This window comes from Bradyrhizobium centrolobii (assembly GCF_001641635.1).
In the GTDB taxonomy this organism is placed as follows: domain Bacteria; phylum Pseudomonadota; class Alphaproteobacteria; order Rhizobiales; family Xanthobacteraceae; genus Bradyrhizobium; species Bradyrhizobium centrolobii.
Genome location: NZ_LUUB01000061.1, coordinates 14,595 through 41,335 on the forward strand (window position 1 = coordinate 14,595; position 26,741 = coordinate 41,335).

Annotated in this window: 22 protein-coding genes; 12 read left to right on the forward strand and 10 right to left on the reverse strand. The window is 62.5% G+C overall.

The window, feature by feature from the left end; all coding sequences use genetic code 11:
* Positions 1 to 19 precede the first annotated feature (19 nt).
* Positions 20 to 697, reverse strand: a complete 678-nt coding sequence (locus AYJ54_RS18840; RefSeq protein ID WP_063700987.1) for a GntR family transcriptional regulator — start codon at positions 695 to 697, stop codon at positions 20 to 22.
* A 93-nt stretch (positions 698 to 790) separates the two neighbouring features.
* Between AYJ54_RS18840 and AYJ54_RS18845 the strand changes: the two genes are divergently transcribed.
* From AYJ54_RS18845 to AYJ54_RS18855, 3 genes are all read left to right on the forward strand, one after another.
* Positions 791 to 1,576, forward strand: a complete 786-nt coding sequence (locus AYJ54_RS18845) for a helix-turn-helix transcriptional regulator (RefSeq protein ID WP_082905736.1) — start codon at positions 791 to 793, stop codon at positions 1,574 to 1,576.
* Positions 1,577 to 1,688: 112 nt separating this feature from the next.
* The gene (locus AYJ54_RS18850; RefSeq protein ID WP_063700990.1) at positions 1,689 to 2,441 is read left to right on the forward strand and encodes an SDR family NAD(P)-dependent oxidoreductase; all 753 of its coding nucleotides are present in this window, start codon (positions 1,689 to 1,691) and stop codon (positions 2,439 to 2,441) included.
* A gap of 38 nt (positions 2,442 to 2,479) precedes the next feature.
* Entirely contained in the window at positions 2,480 to 3,454 is a 975-nt protein-coding gene (locus tag AYJ54_RS18855) for a tripartite tricarboxylate transporter substrate binding protein (RefSeq protein WP_063700995.1), read from the forward strand.
* A gap of 357 nt (positions 3,455 to 3,811) precedes the next feature.
* Here AYJ54_RS18855 and AYJ54_RS18860 read toward each other — a convergent pair whose 3' ends face one another.
* The 5 genes from AYJ54_RS18860 to AYJ54_RS18880 all read right to left on the reverse strand — a co-directional run bounded on the left by AYJ54_RS18860 (position 3,812) and on the right by AYJ54_RS18880 (position 9,481).
* Positions 3,812 to 4,699: a type 2 periplasmic-binding domain-containing protein gene (locus tag AYJ54_RS18860; protein ID WP_245329070.1), complete on the reverse strand. Its 888-nt coding sequence runs from the start codon at positions 4,697 to 4,699 to the stop codon at positions 3,812 to 3,814.
* A gap of 12 nt (positions 4,700 to 4,711) precedes the next feature.
* Positions 4,712 to 6,139, reverse strand: coding sequence for an MFS transporter (locus tag AYJ54_RS18865; RefSeq protein ID WP_245329071.1), 1,428 nt, complete (start codon positions 6,137 to 6,139; stop codon positions 4,712 to 4,714).
* Between the two features lie 94 nt (positions 6,140 to 6,233).
* The gene (locus AYJ54_RS18870) at positions 6,234 to 7,265 is read right to left on the reverse strand and encodes an SMP-30/gluconolactonase/LRE family protein (RefSeq protein WP_201724221.1); all 1,032 of its coding nucleotides are present in this window, start codon (positions 7,263 to 7,265) and stop codon (positions 6,234 to 6,236) included.
* A gap of 55 nt (positions 7,266 to 7,320) precedes the next feature.
* Entirely contained in the window at positions 7,321 to 8,523 is a 1,203-nt protein-coding gene (locus tag AYJ54_RS18875; RefSeq protein WP_063700998.1) for a CaiB/BaiF CoA transferase family protein, read from the reverse strand.
* Entirely contained in the window at positions 8,513 to 9,481 is a 969-nt protein-coding gene (locus tag AYJ54_RS18880) for a hydroxymethylglutaryl-CoA lyase (protein ID WP_063701000.1), read from the reverse strand. Before AYJ54_RS18880 ends, AYJ54_RS18875 begins: the two co-directional genes overlap by 11 nt.
* 132 nt (positions 9,482 to 9,613) lie before the next feature.
* On the opposite strand from AYJ54_RS18880, the gene AYJ54_RS18885 reads away from it, so the two are divergent.
* Both AYJ54_RS18885 and AYJ54_RS18890 read left to right on the forward strand, forming a co-directional pair.
* Positions 9,614 to 10,516 (forward strand): LysR family transcriptional regulator, encoded by a 903-nt coding sequence (locus AYJ54_RS18885; RefSeq protein ID WP_063682181.1) that lies wholly within the window; start codon positions 9,614 to 9,616, stop codon positions 10,514 to 10,516.
* 133 nt (positions 10,517 to 10,649) lie between these two features.
* Complete coding sequence (locus tag AYJ54_RS18890; protein ID WP_161491880.1) at positions 10,650 to 11,990, forward strand: RidA family protein; 1,341 nt, start codon at positions 10,650 to 10,652, stop codon at positions 11,988 to 11,990.
* A 107-nt stretch (positions 11,991 to 12,097) separates the two neighbouring features.
* Here AYJ54_RS18890 and AYJ54_RS18895 read toward each other — a convergent pair whose 3' ends face one another.
* Complete coding sequence (locus AYJ54_RS18895) at positions 12,098 to 13,096, reverse strand: LysR family transcriptional regulator (protein ID WP_063682183.1); 999 nt, start codon at positions 13,094 to 13,096, stop codon at positions 12,098 to 12,100.
* Positions 13,097 to 13,315: 219 nt separating this feature from the next.
* Here AYJ54_RS18895 and AYJ54_RS18900 point away from each other — a divergent pair, with 219 nt between their 5' ends.
* The 7 genes from AYJ54_RS18900 to AYJ54_RS18930 are packed head-to-tail and all read left to right on the forward strand — an operon-like array spanning position 13,316 to position 22,222.
* Positions 13,316 to 14,221 (forward strand): NAD(P)H-binding protein, encoded by a 906-nt coding sequence (locus AYJ54_RS18900; RefSeq protein ID WP_063701004.1) that lies wholly within the window; start codon positions 13,316 to 13,318, stop codon positions 14,219 to 14,221.
* The gene (locus AYJ54_RS18905) at positions 14,218 to 15,522 is read left to right on the forward strand and encodes an MFS transporter (RefSeq protein ID WP_063701006.1); all 1,305 of its coding nucleotides are present in this window, start codon (positions 14,218 to 14,220) and stop codon (positions 15,520 to 15,522) included. Before AYJ54_RS18900 ends, AYJ54_RS18905 begins: the two co-directional genes overlap by 4 nt.
* A gap of 45 nt (positions 15,523 to 15,567) precedes the next feature.
* Positions 15,568 to 17,190 (forward strand): thiamine pyrophosphate-dependent enzyme, encoded by a 1,623-nt coding sequence (locus AYJ54_RS18910; protein WP_063701008.1) that lies wholly within the window; start codon positions 15,568 to 15,570, stop codon positions 17,188 to 17,190.
* Positions 17,191 to 17,220: 30 nt separating this feature from the next.
* Positions 17,221 to 18,732 (forward strand): aldehyde dehydrogenase family protein, encoded by a 1,512-nt coding sequence (locus tag AYJ54_RS18915; protein WP_063701009.1) that lies wholly within the window; start codon positions 17,221 to 17,223, stop codon positions 18,730 to 18,732.
* A gap of 41 nt (positions 18,733 to 18,773) precedes the next feature.
* A complete protein-coding gene (gene hpaE, locus AYJ54_RS18920) occupies positions 18,774 to 20,315 on the forward strand; it encodes a 5-carboxymethyl-2-hydroxymuconate semialdehyde dehydrogenase (protein ID WP_082905738.1) in 1,542 nt (513 codons plus the stop codon).
* Between the two features lie 22 nt (positions 20,316 to 20,337).
* The gene (hpaD, locus tag AYJ54_RS18925; RefSeq protein ID WP_063701011.1) at positions 20,338 to 21,318 is read left to right on the forward strand and encodes a 3,4-dihydroxyphenylacetate 2,3-dioxygenase; all 981 of its coding nucleotides are present in this window, start codon (positions 20,338 to 20,340) and stop codon (positions 21,316 to 21,318) included.
* Positions 21,319 to 21,343: 25 nt separating this feature from the next.
* A complete protein-coding gene (locus AYJ54_RS18930) occupies positions 21,344 to 22,222 on the forward strand; it encodes a fumarylacetoacetate hydrolase family protein (RefSeq protein WP_063701013.1) in 879 nt (292 codons plus the stop codon).
* 61 nt (positions 22,223 to 22,283) lie between these two features.
* Here the strand turns inward: AYJ54_RS18930 and AYJ54_RS18935 are convergent, their stop codons facing one another.
* The 3 genes from AYJ54_RS18935 to AYJ54_RS18945 all read right to left on the reverse strand — a co-directional run bounded on the left by AYJ54_RS18935 (position 22,284) and on the right by AYJ54_RS18945 (position 26,723).
* Entirely contained in the window at positions 22,284 to 24,377 is a 2,094-nt protein-coding gene (locus tag AYJ54_RS18935) for a methyl-accepting chemotaxis protein (RefSeq protein ID WP_063701014.1), read from the reverse strand.
* A 154-nt stretch (positions 24,378 to 24,531) separates the two neighbouring features.
* A complete protein-coding gene (locus AYJ54_RS18940) occupies positions 24,532 to 25,770 on the reverse strand; it encodes a CaiB/BaiF CoA transferase family protein (protein ID WP_063701016.1) in 1,239 nt (412 codons plus the stop codon).
* The gene (locus tag AYJ54_RS18945; protein ID WP_063701018.1) at positions 25,767 to 26,723 is read right to left on the reverse strand and encodes a hydroxymethylglutaryl-CoA lyase; all 957 of its coding nucleotides are present in this window, start codon (positions 26,721 to 26,723) and stop codon (positions 25,767 to 25,769) included. Before AYJ54_RS18945 ends, AYJ54_RS18940 begins: the two co-directional genes overlap by 4 nt.
* Positions 26,724 to 26,741 lie beyond the last annotated feature (18 nt).

A 26,741-nucleotide genomic window follows, 5' to 3' on the forward strand; every position in this document is an offset into this window, starting at 1 on the left:
GGACCAACGGCGAACGCGATCATTCCTGCCGGACGTCTAACGGCTCCGCAAGACCAGTGACCCGCCAAAACAAGGCGAAGGTTCGTTGAATATGCGCCCGCATCGCCTTTTCGGCGGCCGGACCATCTCGCTTCTTGATGGCGGCAACGATCAAGGCGTGATCCGCATTGCCGAGCGCCAGCTCCTCGCCCGTGGTCACGCGAGCGATCGGCGCGTTGAAGTAGAATTGCCCCGAATGATAGATCGCATCGGTGAGCCTTGGATTGCCTGAAGCCCGCATGATGGCATCGTGGAAATCGCGGTTGGTCTTCACCCGCATGGCCTCGTCCGAGCTGCGCAATTTCAGCCGCCGTTCGTGGATGGCCACGATCGCGGCGATGTCCGAAGGAGAGCCGCGCAATGCGGCAAGGCTTGCGGCGTAGCCCTCGAGCGCCATGCGCACCTCTGCGTTCTGCCTGATCTCATCCGGCGTGAATTCGCGCACCGCCCAGCCGCGCTTGCGCGGCACGACGAGGCCCGCGTGGGCGAGGCGCTGAAGGCTTTCCCGCACCGGCGTGCGGCTGACCTGCAACCGTTCGGCGATATCCAGCTCGATGAGGGGTTGGTTCGGGCGCAGCTCGCCAGTCACGATCTGGCGACGCAGCACAGCATACACGTCGCTCGACAGACGGGATGGCAGCGGATCGTCGGGAGGCATGGGTGGGCCGCTTTGCACGCAAGTTTGCATACAAATTTCATTTCGTCTATAGAAAGCTTAAAGTCAACGTGAGGGGGAACACGAGGAGCGTGCATGCGGACACACCGCCTCATTGGACCGCCATCGACGTCAGCGGACATGCCCGGGCTTACCGATCTGATCGAGCATCTCGGCACGCCGGCTTTTCCCGCGACACTGTTCCGTTCGACGTTTGACTGGGCGAAGGCCAGCCACCTCACCGCATTCGCTTTCGAGCCCCGTCAAAAGCCTCGCCTGATCTTCGCTGAAAACACCGGCACGGCACCGATCGCTCGCGGGGTCGCCGATCAGTATTGCCGCGACTACTGGCGGCACGACCTCGCCAATCGCGTCCCGCTGGACACCGGGACAGCCGACCGCAGCGAGAGCTGGATACTGCATACGCAGGCCTCGGAGATCGTTCACTCCGACTATCGCCGCGCCTGCTACGCCTCCGTATGTCTCGATCATCGCGTCAGCCTGATCGACATGAAGGGCAATCACACATTGCGCATCAACATCTATCGAAGCAAGGGCGACGCCTTTTCCGATGACGATGTTCAGCGTATCGCCGATCGTGCAGGCCTGTTGCTGGCACTGACACGCCGCCACGCCGACTACGGCCTGGCCGACCGGCAAAACTCCTTCACGCGTTATCGGGACCGCCTTGCCGGCGTCGCCCCCGGGCTGACACGTCGCGAGAGGGAGGTCTGCGCCGCCATCATTCTCGGCCTCACCTCCGAGGGTATTGCCCTGGAGCTGGGTGTAGGGCTGAACACAGTTCTCACCTACAAGAAGCGGGCCTACGCGCGTCTCGGCATTTCCTCGCAGAATGAGCTGATGCGCCTTGTGCTGAATTGACGAGGTTCGTTGCAAGTCTACCTCGCCGCAGGGTGCCGCCGCTGTCCCTCGATCAGGTGACAGACTTCCCTGCGCGACCGGCTCAAAATCGCAATCCGAACGGGGATCCTCAATGAGCGCTATCGATAATTTGGCCGGCCGCCTCGCCGTCGTGACCGGCGGCAGCAACGGCATCGGCGCGGCCACGGTCAAACGCCTTGCGGCCGCGGGAGCAGATGTGATCATCGGCTATCACAGCAGCGAGGTGCGTGCGCAGGAGCTGCTGCGCAGCCTGCCTGCCGGTCGGCATGCAGTCGCGCACCTTGCGCTGGAGGATCCCGCCAGCTTCCAGGCGCTTGCCGCACAGATCGACGGGCGGGGCGGAAAGCTCGATATCCTCGTGAACTCGGCCGGATTCACCCGCGCAATTCCACATCACGATCTCGAGGCTCTGACCGACGAACTGTTCGAGCAGATCCTGATCGCCAACATCCGCGGCCCCTATTCGGCTATCCGCGCGCTGCGTACGCAATTGCGGGCGTCCGGCGACGCCGTGATCGTCAACGTCTCGTCGATTTCCGGCTTTACCGCCTCGGGCAGCAATGTGGCCTATTGCGCCTCGAAGGCCGCGCTCGACAATATCGGCATGTCGCTCGGCCGCGCACTCGGACCGGAAATTCGCGTGATCAGCGTATCGCCCGGGGCCGTCGCCACCGACTTCGTTCCGGGCCGCGACCGGGCGGCGTTGGAAGCGGGCGCGAAGTCGACGCCGCTCCGTCGCGTGGTCGAGGCAGACGACGTCGCCGCGGCGATCCTGGCATGTGCCACCCATCTGAAGGTCAGCACCGGAACCACCATCGTGGTCGATGGCGGCCGTCATCTCTAGGTGCAGCGCAGACGACGTTGATTGGAGAGACAGGTTCCATGCTTCGCAATCTTGCGGCAATGACCGGCGCGTGGCTGTTGACAGTCATGATCGCCTCGCCCGCCACTTCTGCCGACCAGTGGCCGCAGAAACCGATCACGCTGATGCACGGGTTCGGCGCCGGCGGCAACGCGGACACGATCTCGCGCCTCGTTGCCGCGGGGCTTGCCGAAAAGCTCGGAGCTACGGTGACGGTCGATGCGAAGCCGGGCGCCGGCGGAAACCTTGCATCTGAGTTGGTGTCCAGAGCGGCGCCGGACGGACACACGCTGATCCTGTTGACGGGCGGCCATGCCGTCTCGGGCGCGCTTTACAAGAGCCTCAGATTCGACCCGGTGCAGGCCTTTAGCTTTGTCTCGCTCATCGGCACGTTCCCCTTCGTCGTCGCGACACGCGCGGACAGTCCCATCACGGATCTGTCCAGCCTGATCGCGGCGGCCAAGGCCGCGCCCGGGAAGCTGACCTTCAGCTCGGTCGGATTTGGTTCGACCCAACATCTGATCGGCGAGCTTCTATCGCTGTCCGCCGGCATCAAGCTGACGCATGTGCCGTATCGCGGCGGCATGCAACCGCTGACCGATCTGCTCGGCGGCAACATCGACCTGATCGTCGATACCATCACAGTGACGCGTCAGGGCATCAACGGCGGCACGCTGCGCGGTCTCGGCGTCACGAGTGCCGAACCCTGGCCCGCCCTGCCGACCGTTCCCTCGATCGGCACCCGCATTCCCGGCTTCGAGGTGATCTCCTGGATCGGCATCGCCGCACCCGCCGGCACGCCGGCGCCCGTGATCGCGCGGCTGAACGAAACATTGCGCGCGCTGGTCGAAGACGCGGCGTTCCAGCAAAAGCTTGACGATCTCGGCGTGCGCGCCAAGGCGAGCTCGCCGGCCGAAATGCGCGACTTCGTAGCGGGCGAGATCACGCGATGGAATGGCGTGATCGATCGAGCCGCCCTATCGAGGATCGATTAACGACGCGCGGTCAGACCTGACTGCCGCAGAAGAGGATTTGAATCGAACTCTACGAGATAAAATGGTCGCCGCTTCGTGCCGGCAACGGGCTTCGCGCTGCTGGCTCATCTCGCAAGCAAGGATGCCCAAGTACGCTTAGCCTTCTGATTCCAAGATGGATGCTATCGCCAAGTTCTGCTGGTGCCGAACGCTTCCGCATGCTCTTTCCTGAAGCTGCGCATCGCGACTGCTCGACGCGGTCGCACTGGCGAGACATTTTCTCCTCCCATACTGCCCGCCCCTTCGGGGCGGGCTTCTTTTTTGTTGCGATGGATCGGAACACGGCGGGAAGCCGTTTGCCGTCCGGACGGCAGGCTGTCAGATCAGGCCCAAGGTCAGGTCACTGAACAGCTCTTCGACGCGAAACGACCGCGACACCAGATTCTGCTGCACCGCATAGTCGATCAGCATTTGCAAGGCGGGACGCATGGCTTCCACGCCAAACGGCGTCGAATCCCGAGACAGGCCAAGATCGTTCGATTGCTTCAACAAACGGACCACTTCCTGCACCGAACCGGGGTCATCGTCGTGCATCGCCCGGGTGACCACGACCGAATGATTGATCGGGGTGACACCATATTTTCGAAACCAGGCCTCGCCCGCAGCGCGCGGATCCGGAAACAGAGGTTTCAGCCGCGGATCGGCCGACGTCTCGCCAAGGACGACGTCCACCTCTCCATCGAGCAACATCTGTAAGATGGTTCGTCCCGCAGGCGCGCGCGTGCCATCCTCACGGCATTCGGCGACATGAGGGTCCTCGAATGTAACCCATTCGATGCGATGGAGGTCAACGCCGTAGTCGTTGGCGAGTATGCCGCGCAGCCAAACGCCGGTCGTCGTCGTCAGCGACCGCACCGCGACGCGCTTGCCGGCAAGATCCGACGGCCAGAGCCGGCCCCGCTCCCCGTTGTAGAGCGCGCGTGCATGCGGCAGCCGTCCGGTCGTCGTCACCGGCAAGAGCACCAGCGGCTTGCCGAAATCACGGGCGACCAGATAGCTGACGATTGCGAGTTCGGACACGTCGAACGCCCGGTCCCGGATCATCGGCTTGAGGCCATCGACCACCGAAGGATAGTCGGCGAAATCGAACCTCACACGATCGGAGGTTAGCACGCCGCTCCTGAGCGCAGCGGTCCCCGGATAGTCGCCCAGCAGGGTTCGCAACCGTCTCGGTCCGGCCATCGTCTCGGGCATCAGCTCTGACATCGTGGCGTCGACCTATGCGGATACCGTCTCCAGCTTGAGCCCGTTCGTGCGCGGGCCGAAGATGCCGATCGTCGCAACGACGATCGCCATCGATCCAGCGATCAGCGCAAAGACGCCCGTCACACCGAAATCGCGAAGGCAGAATGCGATCAGGAAGCCCGAAAACATCGCGCTGATGCGGCTGATCGAATAAACGGCCCCGATCGCCCGGCTGCGCATGCGGGTCGGAAAGAGCTCAGCCTGGTAGGCGCGATAGGAGAATGTCAGGCAATTGCTCGCCAGCGCCATCGCGACTCCCAGGGCGACGATGAGCGCAGCATCGTCCTGCCGCGAGAAGATCAATCCAATGATTGCCATCGACGTCGCCGAGCCTACCACGATCCACTTTCGCTCGATCCGTTCGGCAAATGTCATCGAAAGCAAGGGGCCGATGGGATTGGCGATCGCGATCACGAACGAATAGAGCAGGCTATGCGTGACGTTGATGCCCTTGGCGATCAGGAGCGTCGGGACCCAGCTCGCGAAGCCATAATAGCCTATCGACTGAAAGAAATTGAACACCAGCATCATGATGGTGCGCCCGCGGTATCGCGATCGCCACAACTCGGCAAAACTCACCTCCGCTTCCTGCACCACGGGAGGTTGAGGCTCGGGTTCGGGCAATAGCGACCCGGTCCGCGCAACGATCTCACGCTCGAGCCGTGAAACGATGGCATCGGCTTCGGCGATGCGGCCCCTCTGCGCCAGCCAGCGCGGACTTTCCGGCAAGCCCAGCCGAATGAACCAGACGGCCACGGCGCCAGCACAGCCGATCCAGACTACCCAGCGCCAGCCATCGATACCGAGCGGCGCCGTCGGCACGAAGTACCAGGCGACCAGCGCGACGGTGGGAACGGCGGAGAACTGTATTGCTTGCAGGAAGGCAAACGATCGTCCGCGCGAATTGGCCGGGACAAGTTCGGTCGTGTAGGAGTCGATCGTCACGATCTCCGCACCCGCGCCGATGCCCGTCAGGAACCGGAAGAAGATGATCCACTCCGCGGTGTGCTGACAAGCGAGCAGGACGGCCGCCGCGGTGTACCAGAGCAACGCGCCCGTAAAGACAGCGCGTCGACCGAAGCGGTCGGCCAACTGACCGAATACCAGCGTCCCAACGAACAAGCCGGCGAACATCGCGGCGACGAAGGCACCCAGTCCAGTGAAGCCGAAGAAGTTCACGGTCGAGGTCGTGAAAATTCCGCTCCTGACGAGGCCCGGCCCGATATAGGCGGTGAAGAAGACGTCGTAGATCTCGAACCAGGCGCCGAGGGCGACCATCAAGACCAGTCTCCAGATCGGCCAACCCATCGGCAGGCGATCCAACCGTGCATTGATCAAGGCGGCGGCCGCAGCATCGACGGCAGCTCCGACGCTTGCTCCGCTGCCGCTTGTCTGTTCCACGTCGATTTGCTTTGCTGGCCCGTGCATGCGCTGCCTTCCCGTCAACATCTTTGTTTCTGGCCGGCGCAGGAGAAGCGCCAGCGCTTGATCGGCGTCACTTCCGCTCCGCGTCTGCGTAGACGCGGCGACCGGGGACATGCCATGACGCCTTCAGGATTGCGCCTGTGTCGGATTGCGTGATGTAGACCGTCTTCCGATCCGGGCTGCCAAATTTGGCGTTCGTCGTCGTCTTGCCTTTCGGAGACACGATACGCGCGATCGGCTCGCCGTCCGGGTTGATCACGAACACCGAGCCGAGCGAGGCGTGCGGCACGAACAGATTGGCCTGCTCGTCGATGAAGATGCTGTCAGGCCCGCTTACGCCGTAGAAGGACGCAAAGCGCCCGACCTTTCCGGTCGTTCCGTCGGGAAACAGCGGGACCCGCCATACCGAGTTATCGCGCGTCATGGCGACAAACAGCACGGTTTCGTTCGGATGCAGGACCAGGCCATTCGGGCGGATTCCGGTCGACAACAACAGATCGAGCTGCCCGTTGGTTCGTAGCCGGTAAACCCGCCCGGTAGGATCCTGCAATCCGGTTTGCCCCTGGTCGGTGAAGTAGATGTCCCCGTTCAGCGCGAAGGTCAGGTCGTTTAGTCCCTTGAAGCGCTCGCTGTCGCGGCGGCCGAGAAACGGCTCGATCTTGCTGGTGGCGGGATCGAAGGTGAGCAGACCCTGCTTGTAGTCGGTGATGAAGAACTTCCCATTCGGGTGCAGCGCCATGCCGCCGGGTTCTCCATCCCATTCCGCGAGCTGCGTCCATTCGCGGTCGGCCGAAATCCTGAAGAGGCGCCCGAACGGAACGTCGACGACGTAGAGGTTGCCCTGGTGATCGAGCGTGAGTCCTTCGATGAAGCTGTCGACCGGCGGCTGGCCGACCTTGTTCACGGTCGACCATTCAGACTTCACGCCGGTACGCCGGAATTTGCCCGGCATTTCCGTGTAGATCTCGGCCTTGATCAGCTGTGGCGACGGATAGAAATTCAACCCGGGTTGACCAGCAGCCTCCTCCGCGAATGCCTCGGAAGAGAAGCACTTGCCGGCCACGCCATGCAGCACGGCGCATGCCAGCGCCTGTCCGAACATTTTTCGTCGCGATAGCAACGTCACCTCCCCTTTGTGTTTCTTGTCTGCATTCCCGCTATGGACTGGCTCCAAGCACCTGATCGGCGAGCAACCTTTCGATTTCGGCACGATCAAACCCGGCAGCAGCCAGGATCTCGCTTGTATGCTCGCCAAGACGCGGCGGCTGACGGGTCAGCCCTGGCCGCTCGCGTTCCGCGCCGAATTCGACGGGCATGGCGGGCAGGCCCGTCATCTCGGTCGCGCCTTCGGGAGTGCGAATCGCAACGTCGATCAGTCCGCCATGACTGCGCAGATGAGGATCATCGAACAGATCTGTCGGCTTGCCGACCGGTGCCCAGGAAACGGATGCGCGCTCGCACCGCGCGGCGATTGCCGCCTTCGAAAGCGATGCAAGCGCCTGCTGCACCGCGGGAATGAGCCAGCTTCGATGGCTCGCCCGCATCACATTGGTCGCGAGATCGGGATTCTCTCCGAGGTCGAGAAGCCCGAACTCTTCGGTGAACCGCGTCCATTGCTTGTCGCTGGTGACGCCGATGAAGATCTGATCGTCGCTCGTGTTGAACACGTCGTAGATCGCCCAGGCGTGACGCCGCTCCGGCATGGGCTTTGGCGGATGCCCGCTGGCGACCGCGCCCGCCATATGCGTGACCATGAAAAAAGCCGCGCTCTCGAACAGCGCGCTGCTTATCCGCTGACCTCGCCCTGTCACGTCGCGCTCGCGAATTGCAGCCAGCGCGGCCGTGACCCCGAAGATGGCGCCTGTGATATCGTTGACGGAAGCGCCCGCGCGCAATGGCCGGCCCGCGGGGCCCGTCATATAGGCAAGCCCAGCCTGAAACTGCACGACCTCGTCGAGCGCCGGCCGATGCTCGTAGGGGCCTGCGAGAAACCCCTTGAGCGCCAGATAGATCAGACGCGGGTTGACCGCTTCGAGATCGACGTAGCCGCACCCGAGCCGCTCCATCGTGCCGGGCGCGTAGTTCTCGATGAGGATATCGGTGTCCTTCACCAGCCGGTGGACGGTCGCACGGCCCTCGGGATGCTTCAGGTTGATCGCGATGCTGCGCTTGTTGCGATTGAAACCGGCAAAGAAGCCCGCGCCGAATCCCGGCAGGCGGCGGGTATGGTCGCCATCCGGAGCCGGCTCGACCTTGATCACGTCGGCTCCGAGATCCGCAAGGATCAAGCCCGCGCAGGGCCCCATGATGGTATGGCTGAACTCCAGGACCTTCAGCCCCGTAAGAGGTTTAGTGGACAACTGACGCTTTCCTTCGGAATGAATTGAGACTTCCGGCGTGAAGGAGCTCGCTCGGCAGTTGGTGGCCGACGATCTCTTCCGCCATCCGTCCGACTTCGATCAACGCATCGAGGTCGACGCCCGTGCGAATCCCCATCTCCTCGCAGAGCAGCACCAGCTCCTCCGTGCAGATGTTGCCCGCGGCGCCCTTGTGGCCTGCGAAGGGACAGCCGCCCAGTCCGCCGACGGTGGAGTCGAACCGCGTCACTCCCATCCGCAGACCGGCCATTGCATTGGCGACCGCGAGCCCGCGGGTGTCATGCAGGTGCAGCGTGATCCGCTGGTGCGGCCACTTGCTGCGTACCTCGCCGAGCAGCCGTTCGACCCGCTGCGGCGTCGCCCAGCCCATCGTGTCCGACAGCGAGATGCTTTCGATCGAGACGCCGCATTCGTCGGCGATGTCGAAGCCGTCCTGAAGCGTGCTGATGACCTGCGCAGGCGCGATATCACCCTGAAAATTGCAGCCGAACGCCGCCATGACTCCGATCCGCCGAACGGGAACGTTTTTCGACAGGTGAAGGCGGGTCTGCTTGCGCATCGCTTCAACGTTTTCGGCGTGACTGCGATGCAAATTCTTTCGGGTGAATGCATCGGATGCCGACAGCGAGATCGAGCCCGACAGCGTCAACTTGTCTGAATGCGCGAGCGCTCTGTCGAGCCCCTTGTCGTTGAACCAGAGCCCCACATAGTGAACGCCGGGCGCAGACCGGAAGCCCGCGACCACGTCATCTGCGTCTGCCCATCCCGGCACGAGGCGCGGGTTGACGAAGGAACAGACCTGGATGTGCCGAAGTCCGGTTTGCGCCAAAGCCTCGATGAGGCGGATCTTGTCCGCCGAGCCAATTGGCCCCGGCTCGATCTGGAATCCCTCCCGCGGTCCTTCCTCCTGGATCTCCACTTCGTTGGGCAGATCTCCCATTCGTTCCTCCCGCCCCGGCGGAATGCGCACCGGGTTCTCGATCCTGCTTTCTCGGCGCAGGATGGCGGGCGCCCTGCTATTTCGTCCAATATTTATTTGACGCTAGTAGCCATATGTTTTTTAAATACCAGAATGGACATCCGACAGCTTCGTTACTTCATCGCGGTGGCCGAAGAGCTCAACTTCAGCAAGGCCGCGCGCCGTCTCAACCTCAGCCAGCCTCCCCTCAGCCTTCAGATCAAGGCCCTCGAGCATGAGGTGGGCGCGCCGCTGTTCCTGCGCCAGCGCCGCGGCGTCGAGCTGACCCAGGCCGGACAGATCCTGCTTGGGCACGCGCGCGGCGCTCTTGCAGAACTGGATCGCGCGATGGGAACGGCGCAGCGCGCAGCGCGTGGAGAGGCGGGGCTGCTGCGCATCGGCTATACGGGATCGGCGCCGATCCATGCATCGTTCTCGAACATCCTGCGCCGCTTCTCGCAAACCTATCCCGAGATACGCCTCGAGCTGCTTCACGCCTCGACCAGCGAACAGGCCGAGATGCTGACGGAGCGACGGCTCGACCTCGGCTTCCTGCGACCGTCTCCCGTGTTTCCCCTGCCGAAGAACCTGACCATTCGCCGCCTCTGGCCCGACCCGCTCGAGCTGTTCGCACCGAAGGATCACCTCCTGCTGCGCAAGCGCGGGGCCATCGCCGTGCGAACCTTGGCGTCCCAGCCCTTCATCTTTTTTGCAAATGCTAGCCGACGCGGATTGAACGGCCATGTCGTTCACCTCTGCGGCGAGGCAGGATTTGCACCGAAGGTGGTTCAGGAAGCCGAAGACGGCGGCGCCATTCTCGGCCTTGTGGCCGCAGGCTTCGGGATTGCCGTGCTGCCGAATTGCTACGGTCAGATCGCCGTCCGCGATGTCGTCCAGCGCCCGCTGACCTCGACCGAGGCAAAGAGCCATCTCTGCCTTGCCTACAATCCGGATCGCACGTCCGATCAGCTCATGCGATTTGTCGAAGTCGGGTCCGGCGCGGCAATGGCCGCCTGACGCCTTCTAAATATCAGATAGATTGTATCTGGAGGTTAGGCTTGATCCACTGAACGCCATGCGTTTCGCTATTGGATGCCCCGACGCGGCGATATCCGCTATCTCGGGCTTCAAGGCAATCGTGGAAGCGACAGTGACGACAAGCAGCAGATTTCTCGCGATTTTCGTGACCCTCGGCTCTCTGCTATTGCCGCTTCCCGGCGCGCACGCTGAAGACATTCCATTCTCAAAGCAGGCATTCAGCGTGCTGCCCTCACATCAAGGGCACTTCGCCGACATCGTCACCGTCGCGGGCCGCAGTCGCACCATTTTTTTGTGGGGCGTCGGCGCGGAAGACGAGGACAGCACCACGCAATATGCGCCTCAAGTCCGTTTTCGTGGAGAATTTTCAAAGCAGTGCGACTATGCCTTCGACAAGATCGGCCGGATGCTCGCAACCCGGAGCGCGGGACTGGCCGACATCGTCATGCTCCGCGTTTATCTGACCGACGCGCGCAACGTCGGCGACCTCTCCAAATGCATCGATCAGCGTTTCGTCGACCTGCCTCGGCCGGCACTCACGATTGCGAACATCTCCCAACTCGCCCACGCCGGGATGATGATCGAGATCGAGGCAACGGCAGCGATCGCCAACGCGGACAGCGACAACACGTTCTCGATCTTCCGCAACAAGGAGACGCTCGGCAAATGGAACGTGGGTGCCACCGAGGTTCTCGAAGTCTCCGGCCGCGACAGTACCACCTATGTGTCCGGACTGCATGCCGCCCAGGGAGCGGCGAGCCAGGGACTGCCGGTCGCGATGTTCCCGCAGGACTTCGTCAGCCAGTGCGCGTATGTGCAGAAGAAGATGAAGACCGAGATGCTCGCCCTCGGAGGCACCAACGACAATGTCGTTCGTTCGACGACATTCGTAACGGGAGACGTCCGACAGCCTGACTCTGCCAAGTGCCGTGCGCAACTTCCCAAAGAGGACAAAGTCCGCGTCCCCGGCACGCTTCTCAACGTGCCGCAGCTCAGTGCACTCGGTGAGACCTTCACCTACGACATCATCGCGATGATGACCGACCCCGGCGACGGTCGGAGCTTCGCCAGGAAGAACCGTGCCGACGAGACCAATCCAGGTGTCGCCGCCACCGTGACCGTCTCGGGCCCGCGTCGCACTCTCTTTCTCTCCGGCCTCGGGGCCCCGGCCGAGGATGGCGCCGTTCAGTTTCTTGGAGACTTCCAGGGGCAATGTCGCGCGTCCATGCGCAAGGTCGAAACGCTTCTGTCGACGCAGAACGCCAAGCTCGCGGACGTCGCCAAGATGCTCGTCTTCGTCACCGACAGCCGCTATTTCGCCGACTACGGGCGGTGCATGGCGGACGTGTTCGGAACCGGGATTCAGCCGGCCCAGACATTCGTGAACGTGGCACGGCTGCCGACGTCGGACATGTTGTGCCAGGTCGACGTGACCGCCGTTACGGCTCAATAGATAGCTCCTCGACGTGCCACGATACTCATCTGGCGTTGGAGCAATCCTGCTGCCAGCACAGATCATCGACTCGCAAACACCGACGATGGCACACGTGTCGGCCGGACCTAGCTGCGTACGGGCTTTGCCTTCCCCGAACGATCGTTCTCTACGCTTCTGCCGGACCGCCTCTTCGGCTTGTCGAGCACCTCCGCTGGCCATCGGCCGCTTTTCGCGTCCTGAAGGACGACTTCCCTCAAGATCTTTCTCACTTCCGTAAAGGCTCTGGTCTGAGGATGGTCCGCGAGGGAGATCAGGCAAAGTTCGCGCATGAGGGTGGGTTCAACGATGCGACGCGCATGAATTCCGCTCGCTAACAGATCGTTTCCCACCGTTGACCTTGCCAGAATGGCGCATCCCAGCCCGGCTTCGAGTGCCGTGCGCATGATATTCAACGAATCGATCTCGAGCTTCGGGCTCGGCCTGATCTGATTGCGAAGAATCTGCGTCTGGATGATCGCACGCGAAGTCGGCGGTGTGAGTCCGAGCACTGCGCCTTGAGGTATGTCGGCAAAGGCGATCGGCGAATTCGAACGACCGATGATCTCAGCACGACCGATGAGGAAGAGCTCTTCCTTCAACAGTGCTTCCCGCTCCAATCGCGCGTCGTTCGACGGATTGAATACAAGAGCGAAGTCGAGCGCTCCAGAGAGCACCTGCTCGGTCAAATGCGGGCTCAATCCTTCGCTGATCGTCAGATGAACATTCGGACAGCCCACTCCCACCCCTTGCATGATAGGCAAAGCGCTGACTGCACCAGCGGTGTGGCTAACGCCGATCGAAACCGGTCCGGCGGCGACCTCCGTGAACGTCTTGACGTCGATTTCAGCCTTGGCCATCGCGGACAGGATCGCACCGGCATGCTCGTAAAGCCTTCGCCCGGCCGTGGTCAGCGCGATTCCCCGCGGTCGCCGGTCAAGCAGAGTTACGCCCAGCTCGGCCTCGATCTCGGACACATGATGGCTAAGCGCCGATTGCGCGATGTTGAGCGATTCAGCGGCACGGGCAAACGCGCCAGAGTCCGCGATCGCAACGAAGTAACGCAACTGCCTGAGACTAAGCGTCATGCGGACCCTGCGCTCCCCAATCTGCCGTGGCCTGCGCCGCCGGGCTTCGGATCAACATCTAAAATACAGATAGTCTCTATATGGAAGATATAATTGTTAGACGTTGGCAAGTCCATCACTCTGCCTCCAAACGATCGCTGGCGTCGACGAAGCAGACGGTCATCCGCCTGACTGCCTGGCTGTGCTCGCACGCAGGGCCTTCGATCGCGGGAGGATCGTATGATTGGGATTACCGGCGCGTCGGGCTATCTCGGCGGCAGGATACTGCGTTCGGTCGCAGCACAGCGTCCGGCCGGACAACCGCTCATCGCGATGACACGCCGGTTGGCGAACGCGGCCGAGCTGAAGCATTTCGCCGACGACGTCAGACAGGCTGACTTTGCCGCCCCCGAAACGCTCGACCTCGCCTTTCGCGGCATCGATACGCTGCTGATCGTATCGGTCGAAGGTCGCGACGAGGAGCGCATTCGCCTTCACCGCAACGCGCTCCAGGCAGCACTCGCCCGCGGCGTCCGGCGGATCCTCTACACGAGCTTTTTCGACGTCGATCCCAACTCACCCTCGAGCGTCGCGCGCGTTCATCGCATGATGGAAGCCGACCTCATGTCATCCGACGTCGATTGGGTGATGTTGCGCGACGGTCCCTATGCCGACAATTTCGCCAAAAGGGTCGCCGAGGCGGCGCGGCAGGACGGAATCTTCCGCATGGCCGCCGGTGAGGCTCGCCTCCCGCTGATTGGTCGTGCCGACCTTGCGGAAGCCGCGGCGGCGGCGGTTCTGTCTGATCGCAGTCAAGTGGCCTGGCGATTGTCCGGGGCGGAGCTCCTCGGCTGCGCCGAGCTCTGTGCCGCCTTCTCCGAAACATTCGGCTTGTCTGTCAGATACGAGGCGATCTCGGACGATGAGCAGGCCACCGACCTGCAACGCCAGGGCTTGCGGACGGACTTGATTGAGCGGCGCATTGCATACGGACGGGCCATCCGTGAGGGCTACATGACGTCCCTGACGGACGATTTTCAAGACCTCGTGGGCCGCCAACCAATGCGGATTCGCGACCTTCTTCCCACGCTCGACCTCGGCGCGGTGCGACAGGGCGTTCCGACGAATGAGGTGAAGGCATCATGACAGGAACGCAGCAGCCGACATCGAATCCCGTCTACGCCAAGGTCGCGTGGCGGATTCTGCCGATCCTCTTCGCCGTCCAGTTGATCGGCATCGTCGACCGCTTCAATGTCGGATTTGCCCAGCTCCAGATGTCGAAGGAGCTCGGACTGTCGAACGCCGCGTATGGATTCGGCGCAGGCCTGTTCTTCATCGGCTATTTCGTGTTCGAAATACCGAGCAATATGATCCTCGCCCGCGTCGGTGCCAGAGCATGGTTCACGCGCATTCTCGTGACCTGGGGCGCAGCGACGCTCGCGATGGCGTTCGTGAAGAACGAGACGTGGTTCTATGTCCTTCGCTTCCTGGTCGGTGCAGCCGAAGCCGGGTTCGCGCCTGGAACGCAGCTCTATTTTTCACGATGGTTTCCCAACGAGTATCGTGGACGCGTGAACGGTTGGTTCCTGATGTCCATCCCGCTTGCGGGAATGCTCAATGGGCCGATCTCGGGAAACATCCTCGGTCATCTCTCGGGCTTTGCGGGCCTATCGGGTTGGCAGTGGCTCTTCCTCACCGAAGGCGTGCTGACGATCCTTCTCGCTCCCTTGCTGTTTGCGATCCTGCCGAACGAACCGAGGGATGCCGCATGGCTCGGCAAGGATGAACGCCTCGTCGTCGAAGAGGGCGTGGAGACATCGAGACGGCTCGCGCATACGCATGCGATCGGAGACATGCTGAGGAGCCCTCGCACGCTTCTGATGGCTGCAGTCTACTTTCTGCTTCTGCTCGGCAATTACGGCATTGCGTTCTGGATGCCGCAGATCATCAAGGGCTCCGGAATTTCCGACCCCGTTGCGATCGGCTGGTTCGCGGCAATCCCGTCGCTCTGCGCGTTCGTGGCGATGCCCATGTTCAGTCGCCTGTCCGACGCCGGCGGCCGCAAATGGTTTCTGGTCGGTGGCGGGCTTACCTCGGCCATCGGTTTGGCGGTGACCTCTCTGAACAGCACCAACACGACACTCGCCATCATCGGCCTCGCCCTCACAGCAAGCGGTGTGCTCGGCTGCATTCCGGTATTCTGGGCCTATGCGGCCCGGGTCTATTTCGGTCCGGCCGCGGTCGTCGGTTTCGCGCTGATCAACTCTGTGGGCAACCTCGCCGGCTTCGTCGCTCCCACCTACATCGGCATCGTTGCGGACGCGACCGGATCGCCGGTGAACGGGGTTCACGCCATCGCCATCGGTCAGGTCGTTGCCACCCTTCTCGTCGCAGTCCTCTTCGACAAGGCCGAGCCGCAGCCCAGTCTTGAGCCACAAAGACTGTGAACCTCCTGCCACGTCGCCGCGAACATCATCCGAGAGAGCGAAACAATGCATCGTGAGACCACCGGCACCCTGATCGCTCAGTCCCTGATCAATCACGGGGTCGATACCATCTTCGGTATCCCGGGTGCGCACATGTATGACTTCAACGACGCGCTCTACGAGCAGCGGCACAGGCTGCGCTTCATCCACACCCGTCACGAACAGGGCGCAGGCTATATGGCCTACGGCTACGCCAAGTCGACTGGAAAGCCCGGCGTCTACACCGTCGTGCCCGGCCCCGGCGTCCTGAACTCCGGCGCCGCATTGTGCACCGCCTATGGCGCGAACGCGCCGGTCCTTTGCGTCACCGGCAACATCATGTCCGAGCTGATCGGCCGCGGACGGGGGCAACTTCACGAACTGCCCGATCAGCTCGCGACTCTGCGCGGACTGACCAAAGCGGCTGCACGCATCAATCATCCGAGTGAGACGGGCGATGTGATGTCCGCCCTGTTCACGCAGATGCTGAGTGGACGGCAAGGCCCGGTGGCGGTCGAAGCGCCCTGGGACGTGTTTGGCAAAGCAGGCAGTTGCGCCAACGCCGGTCAAATCGGACGCGCGCTGCAGGCGCCCCAGCCTGATCCGGATGAGATCAAGAAAGCTGCCGCCATAATCGCCGCGGCGAAGACTCCGCTCATCATGGTCGGGGGCGGTTCCGTCAATGCCGGCCGAGAGGTGCGAGAACTTGCAGAACGGCTGCAGGCTCCGGTCACGGCCCATCGCTCCGGCAAGGGTATTGTGCCGGACGACGATTCGTTCTCGCTCGATTTCGTGGCCGCTCGCGACTACTGGAAAACCGCGGACGTGTTGATCGGCATCGGCAGCCGGCTCGAACTCCAGTACATGCGCTGGCGCTGGATGCCCAAGGGCATCAAGGTCATCCGCATCGACATCGATCCGACCGAGATGGTGAGGTTGAAGCCGGACGTCGGCATCGTCGCCAGCGCGATCGACGGAACGCGGGCGCTTATCGACGCGCTGAAGGCGACCGCCCCGCCGTCGCGGCGCGATGAGCTGCTTCAGCTCAAGGCCGCGGCTCGCACCGCCATCGCCGACGTGCAGCCCCAAATGGCCTATCTCGATGCAATCCGCGCGAGCCTGCCGCGAGATGGCTTTTTCGTCGAGGAGGTCAGCCAGATGGGTTTCACGGGCCGATTTGGCTTTCCCGTATATGCCCCACGGCAATACGTGACGTGCGGCTATCAGGACAATCTTGGGTTCGGCTACAACACTGCGCTCGGCGTGAAAGTCGCGAATCCGGACAAGCCCGTCGTGTCCGTTTCCGGCGACGGAGGCTTTCTGTTCGGCCTCCAAGAGCTGGCCACAGCCGTGCATCACCGCATCAACGTCGTGGCGATCGTCTTCAACAACTCCGCATACGGCAACGTCCTTCGCGATCAACGGCGGGCCTATCAGGGTCGCTATATCGGATCGGACCTGACCAATCCCGACTTCGTTCGCCTCGCCGAATCCTTCGGCCTGAAGGGCTACCGCGCGTCCTCGCCTGCTGCATTGAAGAAGACCCTGGACGAAGCGCTCGCCCTGGATGCGCCGAGCCTGATCGAGGTCCCCGTGGAGAAGGGATCCGAAGCTAGTCCCTGGCCTTTCATCCACCCGCCCGCTTCCTGAGACAGCGATACCGATCACGAGGACATACCCATGACCGCACATGTTCGTTCTTCTTCCGAGCTACCCGTAAGCGAGGCGACCCGGACTTTCCTCGCTGCCGAACACAAGATGACGATCGGCGGCCGCGACGTTGCGGCTGCCAGCGGCGCGACGATCCCGGTGTACGACCCTGCCGCGGGCGGCACCATTGCCGCCGTGCCCGCGGGCGGCAAGGCCGAGGTCGATGCAGCCGTTCAAGAAGCGCGAAAGGCCCTGAGCGGCCCCTGGTCGAAGCTGCGGCCCGCCGATCGCGAACGACTGTTGCTGAAGCTCGCCGATGCGCCCGAGGCAGACGGCACCCTTCTTGCCGAGCTCGAGACCGCCAACAACGGCCAGTCAATCGGGATCGCAAGAGCCATCGAGGTCGGCGCGTCCGCCGAACATCTACGCTACATGGCAGGATGGGCCACCAAAGTTTATGGACAGACCCTCGACGTATCGATCGCGGTTCCCCCCGGGACGCGCTACCGCGCCATGACCCGCAAGGAGCCGGTCGGCGTGGTCGGCGCCATCGTCCCCTGGAATTTCCCGCTGTCGATGGCGATCTGGAAGATCGCCCCCGCGCTCGCGGCCGGTTGCACCATCGTGCTGAAGCCCGCGGAGGAGACTCCGCTCACCGCGCTTCGGCTCGGCCAGATCATCCGCGAGGTCGGCTTTCCGGAAGGCGTGGTCAACGTCGTGACCGGGTACGGTCACGAAGCCGGCGCGGCGCTCGCATCGCATCCCGGCATCGACAAGGTCGCCTTTACCGGGTCGACCGAAGTCGGCAAGATCATCGGACGTGCTGCGGTCGACAACATGACCCGCTTCTCGCTCGAACTCGGCGGCAAGTCGCCGATGGTGATGTTCGATGACATGAATCCGGGCCTGATCGGCACGGCCGCAGCGATCGGCGTCTATTTCAATCAGGGGCAGGTTTGCACCTGCGGCTCTCGCGTGCTGGTGCAGAAGAGCATCTACGACAAGGTGGCGGAGGCTTTCGTCGGCGTCGCCAACACTCTCAAGATCGGCTCCGGCTTCGATCTCGCCAACCAGATCAATCCTCTCGTATCGAAAAAGCAGCAATCGCGCGTTCTTGGCTTGATCGAGAAGGGCGTTTCGGAGGGTGCCCGCGTGGCGGCGGGCGGCGCAGCCACGGACGGCAATGGCTTCTTCGTCAAGCCGACCGTGATCCTCGGCGCCAAGCCCGACAATATTCTCGTACGCGAAGAGATCTTCGGACCTGTCGCTACGCTGATGCCGTTCGACGACATGGACGACGCGATCCGCCAGGCGAACGACACCGTCTATGGGCTCTCGGCGTCGGTCTGGTCGCGGGATATCAACCGTTGCTTCTCCTTCGCCGACGCGGTCAAGGCAGGCACGGTCTGGGTCAACATGCACAACGTCGTCGACCCCAACATGCCCTTTGGCGGCTTCAAGCAATCAGGCATCGGTCGCGAACACGGCGCAACCGCCGTCGACAACTATCTGGAGACGAAAACGATCTGCGTTGCGCTCTAGCTGCGCGACAACCGGCCGAATGGATCAACAGCGAGGACGGCATGCCTGACAAGTCTGCGAACAGTCTCGACGCCAATCAGGAACGAGCATCCGGTTACCTGGCGCGTTTCCAGGACAATACCGTTCCGCACCTCATTGCGGGCCAGCGGACGTTGTCGGTCTCGGGCGCCACGTTCGACACCATCGATCCCGTCACCAACGAAAAGCAATGCGCGGTCGCATCGGGCGATGCGGCCGATGTCGACAAAGCCTGTGATGCGGCTGCAAAAGCGTTCAGGACATGGCGTAGCGTCTCCGGCGCAAAGCGGCGCGAGATTCTCCACGCCATCGCGGACGCCATCGAAGCGCGATCCGACGAGATTGCGCTGGTGGAGAGTTCGGATACCGGTCAGCCTATCCGTTACATGGCAAAGGCCGCGCTACGCGGTGCGGAAAACTTTCGCTTCTATGCCGACCGTGCGCCGGGCGCAGCACACGGTCTCTCGCTTCCCGATACTGATCACATCAACTACACGATGCGGCAGCCCATCGGTCCGGTCGGAGTCATCACGCCCTGGAATACGCCGTTCATGCTATCGACCTGGAAGATCGCGCCAGCGCTCGCAGCGGGCTGCACGGTCGTCCATAAACCAGCGGAGTGGAGCCCCCTTTCCGCGGTGATCCTCACCGAGATCATGGATCAGGTCATTCAGGCTCACGGTGGGCCCGCAGGGGTCGTCAATCTCGTGCATGGCATGGGCGAGAGCGCCGGCAAGAGCCTGACCGAACATCCCGAGATCAAGGCTGTGGCGTTCGTCGGAGAGACCACGACCGGCTCGCATATCATGCGGCAAGGAGCCGCTACGCTGAAGCGCGTTCATTTCGAACTCGGCGGGAAGAATCCGGTCATTGTCTTCGAGGATGCAGACCAGGACCGCGCACTCGATGCGGTTCTCTTCATGATCTACTCGCTCAACGGCGAGCGTTGCACGTCGTCCTCACGCGCGCTGGTGCAGGAGGGCATCTACAGGGAATTCGCGGCCATGGCGGCAAAGCGCGTTGCAAACCTGAAGGTTGGACATCCGCTCGACCCTGCGACCGAGATCGGCCCCCTCATACACCCGCGTCACACCGAAAAGGTCCTGAGCTATCCGGCTTTCGCTCGCGACGCGGGGGCAACGGTCGCCGTCGGCGGCGAGCGCGCACTCGGCGGCCAGGGTAATTATGTCCAACCGACCCTCTTCACCGGGGCCAGGAACGACATGCGGATTGCACAGGAGGAAATCTTCGGTCCGGTGCTGACGATGATCCCCTTCAAGGACGAAGCCGATGCCGTGCGGATCTCGAACGATGTGCGTTATGGCCTGACCGGCTACATCTGGACCCGCGACGTCGGTCGTGCACACCGCATCGCGCGAGACATCGACGCCGGCATGATCTGGGTGAACTCCGAGAATGTCCGCCATCTGCCGACGCCGTTCGGCGGCGTCAAGCAATCGGGCATCGGCCGCGATGGCGGCGACTATTCCTTCGACTTCTACATGGAAACCAAGAACATCGCGATCGCTTATGACGGTCACAAGATCCCGCGCATCGGGCTCTGACCCAGAACTTCGGAGCAAAGACATGTCGATTCCCGCCAGTGTTCTGTATCCACCGTTCAACATTGTCCGGCTGAGCCACATCGTGCTGACCGTCACGGATATCAAGGTCTCCCGCGCCTTCTATGCCGATGTGCTGGGCCTGCAAGTGACCGCGGAGGATGACAAGAGAGTCTATCTGCGCGCGCTCGAAGAGCGAGGACACCATTGCATCGTCCTCGAGCAGGGTGACCATGGCGTTGCCAATGAACTCGGTTTCAAGGTCTTCGACGAGGAGCATCTCGATCGGGCGGCAAAGCATTTCGAGACGCAAGGCCTGCCGGTGCAGTGGGTGGATGCCCCGCATCAGGGACGTACCTTCCGTACCCGCGATCCACTGGGTATCCCGCTCGAGTTCTACGCCCGGATGGACCGGCTTCCGCCGATCCACCAGAAGTACGCGCTCTACAAGGGCGTCAAGCCGCTTCGCATCGATCACTTCAACTGCTTCTCGCCGGACGTGCGGGCCTCCGTCGCGTTCTACAATTCGCTCGGCTTCAGGGTCACAGAATACACCGATACCGAAGACGGGTCGGAACTCTGGGCCGCCTGGATGCATCGCAAGGGCGGCGTGCACGATATCGCCTTCACAAACGGCCTCGGTCCCCGCCTTCACCACGTCGCCTTCTGGGTGCCGACGCCGCTCAACATCATCGACCTGCTCGATTTGATGTCGACAACAGGCTACGTCGGCAACATCGAACGAGGCCCGGGCCGCCACGGCATCTCCAATGCCTTCTTTCTTTACATCCGCGACCCGGACGGACATCGCATCGAAATCTATTGCTCCGATTACCAGACCGTGGACCCCGACCTTGAGCCGATCCGCTGGGATCTGAAGGACCCGCAACGTCAGACCTTGTGGGGCGCACCGGCGCCGCGATCCTGGTTCGAAGAAGGCTCGAACTTCAGAGGTACCGAACTGCGCGTCTCCAAGCTGAAATCGACCCCGATCGTCGCACCGTAGCTTTGAGCCAGTCAGGGGCAGCACGATGAGCCAACCGAAGCTTTGCACGTTCTTCGCCGAGGGCAAGGTGCGCTACGGTCTTGTCCGTCCTGGCGGCGTCGTTGATCTCAGCGCTCGCCTTGATGCCCGCTGGCGCGGTCTGAAGGAGGCGATCGCAGACACGGTCCTGAACCAATTCGTGGAAGCGGGCGGGCGTCTACCCATTGATTTCTCGGATGGCGAATTCCGCTTCCTTCCCCCGATCCAGGCCCCGGAAAAGATCATTTGTGTCGGCGTCAACTATCCGGATCGAAACGAGGAGTACAGGGACGGCCAGGCGGCTCCCGGCAACCCTTCGCTGTTCGTCCGCTTCCTGCGCTCCTTCGTCGGGCATGACGTCCCGCTGACCCGCCCAAACGCTTCGCATCAGTTCGACTACGAAGGCGAAATCGTCTTCGTCATCGGCAAGCCGGGACGCCACATCCCCGAATCCGACGCGCTGGGACACATTTCCGCGCTTTCGATCGCCAATGAGGGAACGATCCGGGATTGGGTTCGGCATGCCAAATTCAACGTGACCCAAGGCAAGAATTTCGACGGCACCGGGTCCATTGGACCCTGGATCATCCCGTACACTTCGGAGGATCAACTTGCCGACGTCAGGCTCACCACGCGCGTCAACGGTGAAGTCCGCCAGGACGATCGCACCAGCCGGATGATCTTCAGCTTCCGGAAACTGATCAGCTACATCTCGACCTTTACGACCCTGGTTCCTGGCGACGTCATATTGTCTGGCACCCCGACCGGCGCGGGTGCGCGATTCGACCCGCCGCGTTGGCTCGTGCCGGGCGACATTGTCGAGGTCGAGGCCGAGGGAATCGGTACGCTCCGGAACGGCATTGTCGATGAACTCAATCAGCCGTAGATCGTGTCTATGGCACGATCCATCCGTTTGCACCGATTTGGATCGGCTGATGCTCGCCCCCTCACGCCGTCCTCAGATCCCCGACAAACCGATCCACGTCGCTGCGAAGATCGCTTGAGAGTCTTGCCAACATCTCAGCCGCATCCAGGACTTCGCCGGCAGCCAATCCCGTGTCGGCCGCCGCTTCCGATACGCTTGCGATATGACGCGAAACCTCCGTCGTACCCTCGGACGCCTGCTGGACGTTGCGCGCAATCTCCCGCGTGGCGGCCCCCTGCTCCTCGACCGCCGCGGCGATGGCTGCGGCGATCTGGCTTACCCGCTGAATCGTCTCGCTGATCGACTGGATCGCTCGGACCGCTGAACCGGTCGCATCCTGAATCGACGAGACCTGGCCGGTTATTTCGTTCGTCGCATCCGCGGTTTGGCTGGCGAGATTCTTCACTTCGAGCGCGACCACGGCAAACCCTTTTCCGGTTTCACCTGCCTTCGCTGCCTCGATCGTCGCATTGAGTGCCAACAGGTTGGTTTGCTTGGCGATCCCACTGATCAGCTCCACCACATCCCCGATTCTTTGTGCCGCGTCGGAGAGCGCCTTAACCTCACGATTGGTCAGCTCGGCTTGCTCAGCTGCCGCACTGGCTGTTGCCGACGACTCCGTCACCTGCCTGTTGATCTCGCTGATCGACGCCGAAAGCTGCTCCGTTGCAGCCGCAACCGTCTGCACGTTGGCCGAAGCCTCCTGTGACACGTTGGCGACCGCAACCGCCTTCGAACGTCCATCCTCCTCAGTCGCCGACATCGATCGCGCCGTAGCATTCAGCTCATTCGAAGCCGAGGCGAGCGTGTGCAGCGATTCGGTAACGGTGCTCTCGAATTTCTCGATCAATCCTTCCACCGCAATCCGCCGACGCTCCTTTACCTCCTGCTCCGCTTTCCTCTCCCGGGCAAGCCGGTCTCCTTCGATCATGCTGTCTCTGAACACGGCGACAGCGCGCGTCATCTCGCCGACCTCATCGCCTCGATCCTGGCCCGCGAGCTGGATGCCGTAATCTCGCTTTGCAAGACCGCGCATCGCCACGGCAAGATTGCGAAGCGGACCGGTAACCCGGAAATGAACCAGAGCGAAGCCGAACGCTGCGACGGCGACCGCCAACAGCATCATTCCCGCATCGGCGACGAGCCCCCACCTCGCCAAACTCATCTGTCGCTCGGCATGGGAAACCATTTCAGCCAATGCGACCGTGGCCACGTCGGAGCGCAGATCCTGGAGCGCCGATTCCAGCTTGGCTAGATCGGCATACTTCACCTTGATCGGTTGCCCATTGTTCAGGGAATTGATGTAGTCCTTGTGCTGCTCAGCCATCGCAATCGCGTCAGGCCGTTTCCATCTTGCGATTGAATCGACGATCGCCGGCGGCGCGTCGGATCGGGATGCAGCTTCCAGCACATCGTTCCAGGCACGATCGGCTCGACCGACGTCTTCCGCTGCGCCGACGATCTCGGTAACCGTCCACGGCTTTTCGGACGATGCCGCCGCCCCCATACGAATGATGACCTGCCCGGCCGCGTCGCGAGCCGCCCAGGCCGATCGCTTCATGCCGAGCAGATAATCGAGAACGGGATCGATGAGCCTGATACTTCCCTCGATCTTGTCGGTCAATTGGATAAGAGTATCGAGATAGGCCTGCGTCATTTGCGGGAATTGCTGCGCGAACGCCATCTCGCGCGAAGACTTTGGTTGGTGGATCGCAACGTCAGCTTTAGAGCGAAGCGTCGCCAGCGTTGCATGCGCAGCAAGCACCGCGCTCATCCGGGCGGTCAATCCGGGTTCTGAACTCCCGGCGAAGAGATCCTGCACTCTTTGATAGGCCGCTTCCGAGACCTCCCGATTGCTTGCGGCCCGCTTGTCCGCGGAAGCATCGGCCGTCCCTTCGGCGGCCAGCGCGGCCAGAATCGTCCCTCGCTCGCGGCGAAAACTCGAGACTGTCGCAAGCAGCTGCTCACTGACCGCCACCAGGCGCCCAACCCGCTGGGCGGAGTTGTTTCGGTTCAGGGCACCGCGAACCTCCATGGCGAGCTTGCCAATCAAAATGATCCCCAAAACGCTGATGACCAGACCAAGTATCGAGCGAATGGACAGTTTCGCGAGCATGTTGCCCCTGATTGCGAGAGTGACCAACCCACGCCAACGTGCACGAGGTTCTGGTTAGCGACGTGTTTCAGACCCAGGTATGAGCGAGCGAGAGCCCCACGCGCCGTTGGCTCCGGCGAGACCACCTGACCGATGCGATGCGGGTGTGGCTCTTCTAGGCGGCACCGCGCGTATCCGCCTGATCCGACGTTACCGGCGCAAGGACGCCTGAGGCGCGCAGAGTTACAATCTCGTCGTCTGAGTAGCCCGCTGCACGCAAGACCTCATCAGTGTGCTCGCCGACGCGCGGCGGCTGGCGCTCGAGGCCCAATCTCTCGCGCTGGTCGCCAAACTCCACCGGAAGCGACGGAATCCCGACCTTGGGACCGCCGCCAAAGCCTGAAATCGCGGTTGCAAGCAATCCGCCATAGGCCAGCAGATGGGGATCGGTGGAAAGTTCGTCCGGCCTTCCGACTCGCGAATAGGCAACTCGTGCGGCCTCGCATTTCTCAAGAATTTCGGCGAGCGAAAGCTTCGCCAATCGCTGCTCGAGCTCGGGCAACATCCAGTCACGCGCATCGCAGCGTTTGGCGTTGCTCGAGAGCCGCTCGTCATCCCGCCATTCACCGAGAGCGAACTGATCGCAGAAGCGCTGCCAATGCCCGTCCGAGGTGCAGCCGATGAAGACCTGTCCTCCGTCGCTCGACGTGAAGACGTCATAGACGCCCCAGGCGTTCTTCCGCGCCGGCATCGGCGGCATCGGCCCACCGATCACCGCGCTTCCGACGATCACGGCGCCGAGCATGAAGGTCGCGCTCTCGAAAAGCGAACTCGAGACTTTTTGGCCCTCACCCGTGCGGTCCCGCTCGTGAAGCGCCGACAGCGCCGCCACGACGCCGAACACGCCACCGAGAATGTCGATGACCGGAGCCCCCGCCCGGAGCGGTCGTCCCGGCGGGCCGGTCATGTACGCCAGCCCCGACTGCATCTGCACGACTTCGTCAAGCGCACCACGGTTCTCGTAAGGGCCTTTCAGGAAGCCCTTCATCGAAAGATAGACGAGACGCGGATTGATCCTCCGCAGATCCTCCCATCCGCATTTCAGCCGTTCGATGATGCCAGGCCCGAAATTCTCGAGGACGATATCGGCGTCCTTGACGAGGCGGTGCACGATGGCCTGTCCTTCGGCACGCTTCAGGTCGACCGCGATCGAGCGCTTGTTGCGATTGTATGTCGCGAAAAACCCCGCCGCGAATCCCGGGAGCCTCCTCGTCGGATCACCGTCCACGGATTCGATCTTGACGACATCCGCACCCAGATCGGCAAACAGGACGCCCGCGCACGGCCCCATGATGGTGTGGCCGAAATCCAGCACCTTGAGGCCAGCCAGCGGTTTCGGCGAGTCCGTCGTCATGCGGCGTTCCTTCTGAATGTGGCAAGAGTACCTGAACGGAGGGCCGCGCTCGGCAGGCTGTGTCCGACAATCCGCTCCGCCAACCGGGCGACCTCGATGAGGGCTTCCAGATCGAGCCCCGTCGAGATTCCCATCTCCTCGCAAAGCAGCGCGAGTTCTTCGGTGGCGATATTCCCGGGCGCTCCGGGCTGGCCGGCGAACGGACACCCGCCCAAGCCGCCCACGGCGGCATCGAAGCTGGTCACTCCGAGACGCAGCCCCTCATAGGCGCAGGCAATTCCCTGCCCGCGCGTGTCGTGAAGGTGCAGCGCGATCTTCAGTTCCGGCCAGCGGTCGCGAACCGCCCCGATCGCCGAGGCAACACGCCTGGGCGTCGCCCAACCCATCGAATCCGCGAGCGTAACGTCGTTGACCTCAATGCAGGCGTCGCGCGCGATTGCAAGCGCATCGGCGACCGTCTCGACGACCTTCGCCGTGGAGATATCGCCGGCGAAGTTGCATCCGAATGCCGCCATCACGATGATCTTGCCGATCGGCAGACCGGCATCGCGATGGACCTGCACATATCTGGTCATGGCCTCGATCTGGCCGGCGCGGTCGCGGTTGAGGTTCCTGATTGCAAAGGGCTCGGATGCGCTCAGCGAAATGAACCCCGCGAGGGTCAGCTTGTCCTTGAAGGCAAGCGCCCGACGTAGTCCGGCCTCGTTGAACCACACGGCCGAATAATCGATGCCTTCGCGCGGCACGAAGCCGGCGAAGACCTCCTCCGCATCCGCCCAGCCGGGCACATGCTTGGCATTGACGAAGGATCCCACCTGGATGTGGGCGAGGCCACATCCAGAGAGTGCATCGACGAGGGCGATCTTGTCAGCCGTCCTGATCGGCCCCTTCTCGATCTGAAACCCTTCGCGCGGCCCTTCTTCACTGATGATGACGCGCTTTGGCAGATCCATAGGCCGTTGTCTCCCGAG